We start from the raw sequence: 7,194 nt of genomic DNA, 5'->3' as shown, positions 1-7,194 counted from the left end.
GCGCGACACGCAGCTCTTCCTGCTGGGTCGCGTTTATAAGCATTCTTTTCATTATGTGGGGCTCCGCAACCGCGCGTCGGGGCGCACGGCTGAAATTAGTAGTAAAACAAATGTCCGCTCAAGCATCGTGCTTTTGTCGGACTTTATAGTTAAGTGTCTGAAATCAAGGGGCCGGACGGCTTCCGTAGCCGTGAAATCCGGCGCGAAACTATACCAAAACTGCCCTCTTTCACGCAACGCGGCGGCAGGGCTTGCGCCTTGCGCCGCGCTTGTGCCACGATATGCGCCCTCTTCGCACCGACCGCGTACGACGCCATGCCCATCAGCCCAGAAACCCAATGTCAATTAAGCACTTACGAGCAGCCGCTCAATGAACGCATCCGCCTGTTCATGCGGCTGGAATCGATGTTTTTCCAGATGAAAAACTTCCACCGCGCTGATGAATACTATTCCATCCAGCTCTTTCTCGACGCCCTCTTCGACGTACTGGATTTTTTGCACCGCTACGAAATCCGCTCGGAAATCATCAAAGAACTGCAAGGCTACAAAACGGGCATTGACCGCGAACACTTCGCCCTGTCGTGGACGCTGGACGAGCGGGTGGCGACGCTGGAAAGCATTGACATGTCACTGCAAGAAGCTTACGCGCTGAACTTCAACCCCATCAGCGCCTTGCGCGAAAATGAACTCTTCACCAGCCTGCGCCAGCGCAACTTCAACCAGAGCGGCAACTGCCTCTTTGAAGTCCCCGCCTATCAATACTGGCTGCTGCAAAACGAAAACCACGAAATCCCCTTCCTGCAACAATGCTACGAAATGTTCCTGCCGATTGCACGCGCGGTGGCGCTGGTGCTGCGCCTGGTGCGCGCCGGGGCGGAACTGACCAACGAATACACCGACGACGGCATCTTCCTGAAAACCCTCGACAGCAACCGGCGTAACCAGATGATCCGCATCCATCTTGACGACGAACACCACGTCTTCCCGCGCATCAGCGGCGACAAACACCGCTTCTCGGTGCGCTTCATGACCCAGGAAAACCCCGAAGAACGCGCCAAACAAGTCGAAACACCGGTGCGCTTCGCCCTGCAAACCTGTGTCCTCTGACATGAACGCCAAGAACCCCGCCGGTTTCCGCCCGCACACCCTCGCCAGCCTCGTCAAGAACCCCGTCCATTTCTTCGCCTTCGGCCTCGGCAGCGGCCTGATTCACCCCGCTCCCGGTACCTGGGGCACCCTCGCTGCCACCATCCTCTACTACCCGCTCTCCTTCCTGCTCACCGGCCATGCCGCCACCGTCGTTTTCCTGCTCGCCACCTTTGCCGCCGGCTGCTGGCTCTGCGGCAAAACCGCGCACGACCTCGGCGTGCACGACTTCGGCGAAATCGTCTGGGACGAATTTGTCGGCGTGTGGATTGTGCTCGCCTACCTGCCGCCCGCCCTGTGGCAACGCTGGGGGATGCTGCCCTGCTACCTCGCCGCCTTTCTCCTCTTCCGTCTCTTCGACATCACTAAACCGCCGCCCATCCGGCAAATTGACCGCCGCACCCCCGGCGGTCTCGGCATCATGCTGGACGACGTCCTTGCCGCCCTCTACGCCCTGATACCCCTGTGGCTCACCGCCGCCTTCCTCTAACCCCCCAATCTAAGGAAACCCATGCCCATCCAGAAAAACAGCGTCGTCGAACTCGCCTACGAACTCTACGACGAAAACGGACAGCAAATCGCCCACGACGGCGCACCGCTCATCTACCTGCACGGCGGCTACCACGGCACCTTTCCCAAAGTCGAAGCGGCGCTGGAAGGCAAAAACCCCGGCGACGAAATCGAGCTCACCCTCGCCCCCGCCGACCACTTCGGCGAAGTGCAACAAGAACACATCCGCCGCGAAGCGCGCGACATCCTGCCGCCGGAAATCAAAGTGGACGACATCCTCGAAGGCGAAGACAGCCACGGCCACATCCGCTACTTCCGCGTGACCGGTCTGGACGACACCCACGCCATCCTGGACAGCAACCACCCGCTTGCCGGCCTGACCCTGCGCTTCAAGGCCACAGTGCAGAACGTGCGCGCAGCCACCGCCGAAGAAATCGCGCATGGCCATGTGCACGGCCCGCACGGACACCATCACCATTAAAACCCCGACCCAGGCAGCGCAAGCTGCCTTTTTTGCCATGAACGCCTACACTGACGACACCCTCTACGAATACAGCGACCTGCACGGACTGGAACGCTGGCTGCACCGCCTCATCCGCGCCTACCAGTATGGTCATTTAAGATAAGAATAGGACAATAACGCTTCCTCAAAAGTGCCGTATTTGGATATAACTTTTCTCATGTATTTTTTTAGATTCGCCCAAACTTTCTCTATAGGGTTAAGATCCGGTGAATATGGCGGTAAAGGTAATACTACATGACCGTGTTTCTTTGCCATCTCTTGTAAGAGATTTATTCTGTGAAATGCCGCATTATCCATAATAATGACAGATTTTTCAGTTAACTCAGGTAGTAAAAATGTTTCAAACCACTCCTCAAAGAAATGACTTACCATTGTTTCTTTATAAACCATGGGCGCTACCAGCTTTTGTTCAATCTTTGCTGCAACCAGTGAGGTGCGCTGATATTTCTTTCCCTTAATACAGCCCTTTACGACTTCGCCCTGCCATATTCCCTGTACAGGTAGGTGCTACAGCTTGTTTCATCAACATAAACAGTCCGGTAATCACCAAGATGTCGCAGCTGTTGCAGATAGTTCTCCACTTTTACAGGATCCTGCTCCATGTATGTTATGGTCTTTTTTTTCGTGTTATTCCCATGCTACGCAAAGCATAGAAAACAGCCACTGCGCTGCAATGAAAATGTTTCGCTATTTCGGCGAAATAGGCATCAGGGTATTGTTCAATATAGGCTGCCAATTTTTCCCGGTCTATTTTTCTTGGTCTTGCTTTGACAACTCTACGTTCAAGCTTGCCTGTTTTTTGCTTGAGATCCAGCCAGCAATATAATGTATTTCTAGAAACACCATATGCTCTTGCAACTTGACTGACATTTTTACATCTTTCAAGATACCCTAAAGCTTTTTCTCTAATTTCTATTGAATGTGCCATAGTAATGTAAGGATAAAGTGAAACATGCGCTATTATAAACTTAATTTACTATACATCACCATCGCGTCCATCCTGACCCTGCTGACCATCGCCTGCCTCGCCTGGTGCAGCAGCCGGACCGCCGCCGACTACTTCCGCTACCTGCCCTACCTGCACCATGCCGACACCACCTACCGGGTGCTCACCGTCTTCACTGCCCTCACCTTCATCATCAGCGCCTTCATGACCCTCGCCTGGTGCTTCTGCGCCAACGAAAACCTGCATGTCCTCAGCCCTGACGACAGCAAAATCCGCTACACCCCGGGGCGCACCCTCCTGTGGTGGTTCATCCCGCTGTTGAACCTTTGGATGCCCTACAACATCATGGCCGAACTGTGGCGCGGCAGCCTCGCTCTCGTGCGTGACCTCGACGAAGACAACGAAAACCTCCTCTTCCGCTGGTGGCTCACCTTCCTTGCCATCGGCGGCAGCGGCATGATTGCCGGACGCACCGCCAACAGCGCCGCCATCACCGGCGTCTGCTTCCTGCTTATCATGCACGGCTTTGCCCTGGTCTCGGCGCAAACCCTGATGACGCTCACCCGCCGCATCAACCGGGCACAAACCACCGCCCACCAACAGCAGCAAAAATCCGTCCGCTAGGACCATGCCCCCACCATAGAGGAACACCTATGAAAGACTATAAATACAGCAAATTACAATCTCTCACCCGCTATTTGTATGGTGCTGTTTGTCTTTCCTTGGGCTGTTTAATCTTTGAAGCAGCTTATTTCGGCTTTGTCCGTTTTTTATTGGCAAAGGCCAAAAGCCCTAACGCACCTCATTTTTCATTAAAATTTTTGCAATTAATTGATAGTCTTTATAAAATTGTAGCCGTTTCCCATGCTGTTTTATTATTCATTACAGCTGTTCTCGTATTAATATGGACATATCGTACCAATGCCAACCTGCATTTCTTCAAAGCCGGACGTATTCGCTATAAACCTCAAGAGACAATTTGGTGCTGGCTTATTCCTATAATTAGTGCCATTGCTCCCTATCAAATAATCAAGGAAATTTGGCAGAAAAGCCTTAAGCTGATAAAAAACGAAAATAATCTTGAAACAGGCATTATCTCTATTTGGTGGCTAAGTTTTATTCTTGGCAACATTAGTGGCTGTATAGGAATCAGATGGTTAATAAATAACCCCTTCGACATAACCGCCATTAATACTTACGTTATTAGCCGTATGCTGCACGTGATATCTGCCATCCTGCTCATTAAAATCACCCGCGCCATCAGTCAGGCACAAAAAAACTACTCAGAAATACAAAACAACACCATCCCGACAGACACCCCCGCCCTTGACCCATGACAGCCAACCTCAGCCCCGCCAGTTGCGACCTGTTCGACCTGCCCTGTTACCAGTTCGCGCAGCTGAAAAAATACGCCCCCGAAGCCATCCCGCAGATTAAAGCCGATTACAAAGCCGCTTGGGAAAACTGGCGCGCCGTCATCAACCGCGTGAGCGGGCTGCTCGGCGAACCCTTCGCCGCGCCGCACATCGAACGCTGGTGCAACGGCTGGCAAGTGCGCGCCCACTTCTTCGCCTACTACAAATACCGCGACCGGCAGGACACCGCCACCATCCTCTCCGTGCTGCTCAACCAGCGCCGCCTCACCGTCAGCCTCGACTGGCACTGCTACAAAGCCGGCATCTCCACCACTACTCTGGCTCACTACAACCACTGGCTGGACGCGCTTGACCGCGAACACTACGCCGCTTACGACCTCTGGCACGGCGACGAAGACGAATACGCCGACTACCCGACCGTTGCCCAAACGACGGACATCCGCCTGCGCAACGCCGACGACTACTACAATATCGGCAAACACATCGAGCGCGACCAGCTCGGACGCGAAGACAGCGCGGCCTGGATAGCGGCAACCATCCGCGACCTGCAACCGCTTTACGAAGCCTGCCATCCCTAGCGGCTCGAAGCGCTGCCAAGCGAGACAACCACGCGCTTTTCACCCAAAACCAACCCTAATCCAAGGATTCCCCATGCTTGACCCCCTCTACGCCCTCTCCCCGCTTGATGGCCGCTACGCCAATGCCGTCGCCGCCCTGCGCCCCATCCATTCCGAATACGGCCTGATGAAAGCGCGCGTTACCGTCGAGCTCGAATGGCTGAAAAGCCTTGCTGCCGCGCCGGACATCGGCGAAGTCCCGCCATTTAGCGCCAAAACCCTTGCCGCCATCGAGCATACCATCACAACCTTCAGCCACGAAGACGCCGCTGCCATCAAGCAGATTGAGGCAACCACCAACCACGACGTCAAAGCCGTCGAATACTGGCTCAAACAACACTTCGCGGATAACGCCGAAATCGCTGCCGCCAGCGAATACATCCACTTCGCCTGCACCAGCGAAGACATCAACAACCTCGCTCACGCCCTGATGCTGCGCGACGCGCGTGACAACGTCCTCCTGCCCGCCCTTGACCGCATCACCACCAAACTGCGCGACATGGCGCACACCCATGCCGCCATGCCCATGATGAGCCGCACCCACGGCCAACCGGCCACCCCGACCACCCTCGGCAAAGAAATCGCCAACATCCACCAGCGTCTCGCAAGACAAATCGCCCAACTACGCGCCCAGGCGCTGCTCGGCAAAATCAACGGCGCCGTCGGCAACTACAACGCGCACCTTGTCGCCTATTCCGACAAAGACTGGGAAAGCCACTGCCGCCACTTCGTCGAAACCGCGCTCGGCCTCAGCTACAACCCCTACACCATCCAGATCGAGCCGCACGACTACATGGCCGAATACTTCCACACCCTCGCGCGCATCAACACCATCCTTATTGATGCCAACCGCGACATCTGGGGCTACATCTCGCTGGGCTACTACCGCCAGAAAATCAAGGCGGGCGAAGTCGGCTCCTCCACCATGCCGCACAAAGTGAACCCCATCGATTTTGAAAACTCCGAAGGCAACCTCGGCATGGCGAACGCCATCCTGCACCACCTCGCCGACAAACTGCCCGTCTCGCGCTGGCAACGCGACCTCACCGACAGCACCGTGCTGCGCAACATGGGCGTCGCCTGTGGCTACACCCTGCTCGGCTGGACGGCGCACCTGCGCGGCCTCGACAAACTCGAAGCCAACCCGGCAGCGCTTGCCGCCGACCTCGACGCCCACTGGGCCCTGCTCGCCGAACCCATCCAGACCGTGATGCGCCGCTACGGCATCGAGCAGCCCTACGAAAAGCTCAAGGCACTGACACGCGGCAAAGAACACATCAGCCGCGACGAAATCCACGCCTTCATTGCGAGCCTCGACCTGCCGATTGAGGCCAAAAACCGCCTGCTTGCCCTGACGCCTGCCGACTACACCGGCAAAGCGGCAGCCCTCGCGGCGCGCATCTGAGAGCCAAACGCGCGGCGTTGCTGCCGCCGCCACGGGGCGGCGCGTTTGCCGCCGCCACCATCTGCACAAATACGACAGTTTCGCATTTGCTTCCCTTCCGGGGACACGGGTACAATCCGCACCGGTTTCATACCACATTCCCATCCAACCGGAGAATCCCATGCAAAAGACCCTGCTGGCAGCACTCGTTGCCGTATCTTCCCTCGCATCCGCCCACGAACTCTGGGTCAGTGCGCCCGACAAAATCGCCGCCGACGAGGTGCTCAAAGCCGACCTCGGTTACAGCGATTACTTCCCGACGCTGGAAGCCATCGCCGGCGACCGCGTGCAGATTTTCAAGCCGCTTGCCATTCACGGCACGGACGGCAGCACACAAGACATGAACCAGAAGGGCGAAAATTATCAGTACGAAGCCAAAGGCAAACTGGCCGCCGGCAGCTACTGGCTGAGCGCCGTCTATCAGCCGACCTTCTGGGCGAAGAACAAGGACGGCTGGAAACAGCAGAATCTGACGGAGGTGCCCGATGCCAGCACCTGTCAGCAGGCGCAGATGTTCGGCAAGAAGCTGCTTGTGGTCGGCGATGCAGCGGTGGATGTCCCCGCCATCAGCAAGCCGATCGGGCAGAATCTGGAAATCGTGCCGCTGGCCGACCCGACGCAAGTGAAAGTCG

8 protein-coding genes and 1 pseudogene are annotated in these 7,194 nt (G+C 56.1%); 8 read left to right on the top strand and 1 reads right to left on the bottom strand.

Translation table 11 applies throughout. The features are described from left to right. The first annotated feature begins 315 nt into the window (after window positions 1-315). The 3 genes from Q0562_RS01910 to Q0562_RS01900 are packed head-to-tail and all read left to right on the top strand — an operon-like array spanning window position 316 to window position 2,137. Complete coding sequence (locus Q0562_RS01910; RefSeq protein ID WP_298640403.1) at window positions 316-1,107, top strand: cell division protein ZapD; 792 nt, start codon at window positions 316-318, stop codon at window positions 1,105-1,107. Between the two features lies 1 nt (window position 1,108). Next, window positions 1,109-1,636, top strand: a complete 528-nt coding sequence (locus Q0562_RS01905; RefSeq protein ID WP_298640400.1) for a phosphatidylglycerophosphatase A — start codon at window positions 1,109-1,111, stop codon at window positions 1,634-1,636. A 21-nt stretch (window positions 1,637-1,657) separates the two neighbouring features. Then, window positions 1,658-2,137, top strand: coding sequence for a peptidylprolyl isomerase (locus tag Q0562_RS01900; RefSeq protein WP_298640398.1), 480 nt, complete (start codon window positions 1,658-1,660; stop codon window positions 2,135-2,137). Between the two features lie 132 nt (window positions 2,138-2,269). On the opposite strand, the pseudogene Q0562_RS01895 reads toward Q0562_RS01900, so the two are convergent. Further along, window positions 2,270-3,107 (bottom strand): annotated as a pseudogene (locus tag Q0562_RS01895) (IS630 family transposase). 24 nt (window positions 3,108-3,131) lie between these two features. Here Q0562_RS01895 and Q0562_RS01890 point away from each other — a divergent pair. The 5 genes from Q0562_RS01890 to Q0562_RS01870 form a co-directional block, all read left to right on the top strand. Continuing rightward, a complete protein-coding gene (locus tag Q0562_RS01890; RefSeq protein WP_298640395.1) occupies window positions 3,132-3,749 on the top strand; it encodes a DUF4328 domain-containing protein in 618 nt (205 codons plus the stop codon). 29 nt (window positions 3,750-3,778) lie between these two features. After that, on the top strand, window positions 3,779-4,462 hold the full coding sequence (locus tag Q0562_RS01885; RefSeq protein ID WP_298640393.1) for a DUF4328 domain-containing protein: 684 nt from the start codon (window positions 3,779-3,781) through the stop codon (window positions 4,460-4,462). Further along, entirely contained in the window at window positions 4,459-5,079 is a 621-nt protein-coding gene (locus tag Q0562_RS01880) for an HI_0552 family protein (protein ID WP_298640390.1), read from the top strand. The genes Q0562_RS01885 and Q0562_RS01880 overlap by 4 nt, the downstream gene beginning before the upstream one ends. Before the next feature lie 73 nt (window positions 5,080-5,152). After that, window positions 5,153-6,523, top strand: a complete 1,371-nt coding sequence (purB, locus tag Q0562_RS01875; RefSeq protein ID WP_298640389.1) for an adenylosuccinate lyase — start codon at window positions 5,153-5,155, stop codon at window positions 6,521-6,523. A gap of 160 nt (window positions 6,524-6,683) precedes the next feature. After that, window positions 6,684-7,194, top strand: a 511-nt coding sequence (locus Q0562_RS01870) for a DUF4198 domain-containing protein (RefSeq protein ID WP_298640386.1), incomplete at its 3' end; no start/stop codon positions are given.

Source organism: uncultured Cardiobacterium sp. (assembly GCF_938028825.1).
GTDB lineage: Bacteria > Pseudomonadota > Gammaproteobacteria > Cardiobacteriales > Cardiobacteriaceae > Cardiobacterium.
This window is presented reverse-complemented; position numbering and strand designations above follow the sequence as displayed.

Coding starts and splice junctions, on each gene's coding strand:
- Q0562_RS01910 (WP_298640403.1), top strand. CDS start 316: ATGCCCATCAGCCCAGAAACCCAATGTCAATTAAGCACTTACGAGCAG.
- Q0562_RS01905 (WP_298640400.1), top strand. CDS start 1,109: ATGAACGCCAAGAACCCCGCCGGTTTCCGCCCGCACACCCTCGCCAGC.
- Q0562_RS01900 (WP_298640398.1), top strand. CDS start 1,658: ATGCCCATCCAGAAAAACAGCGTCGTCGAACTCGCCTACGAACTCTAC.
- Q0562_RS01890 (WP_298640395.1), top strand. CDS start 3,132: ATGCGCTATTATAAACTTAATTTACTATACATCACCATCGCGTCCATC.
- Q0562_RS01885 (WP_298640393.1), top strand. CDS start 3,779: ATGAAAGACTATAAATACAGCAAATTACAATCTCTCACCCGCTATTTG.
- Q0562_RS01880 (WP_298640390.1), top strand. CDS start 4,459: ATGACAGCCAACCTCAGCCCCGCCAGTTGCGACCTGTTCGACCTGCCC.
- purB (WP_298640389.1), top strand. CDS start 5,153: ATGCTTGACCCCCTCTACGCCCTCTCCCCGCTTGATGGCCGCTACGCC.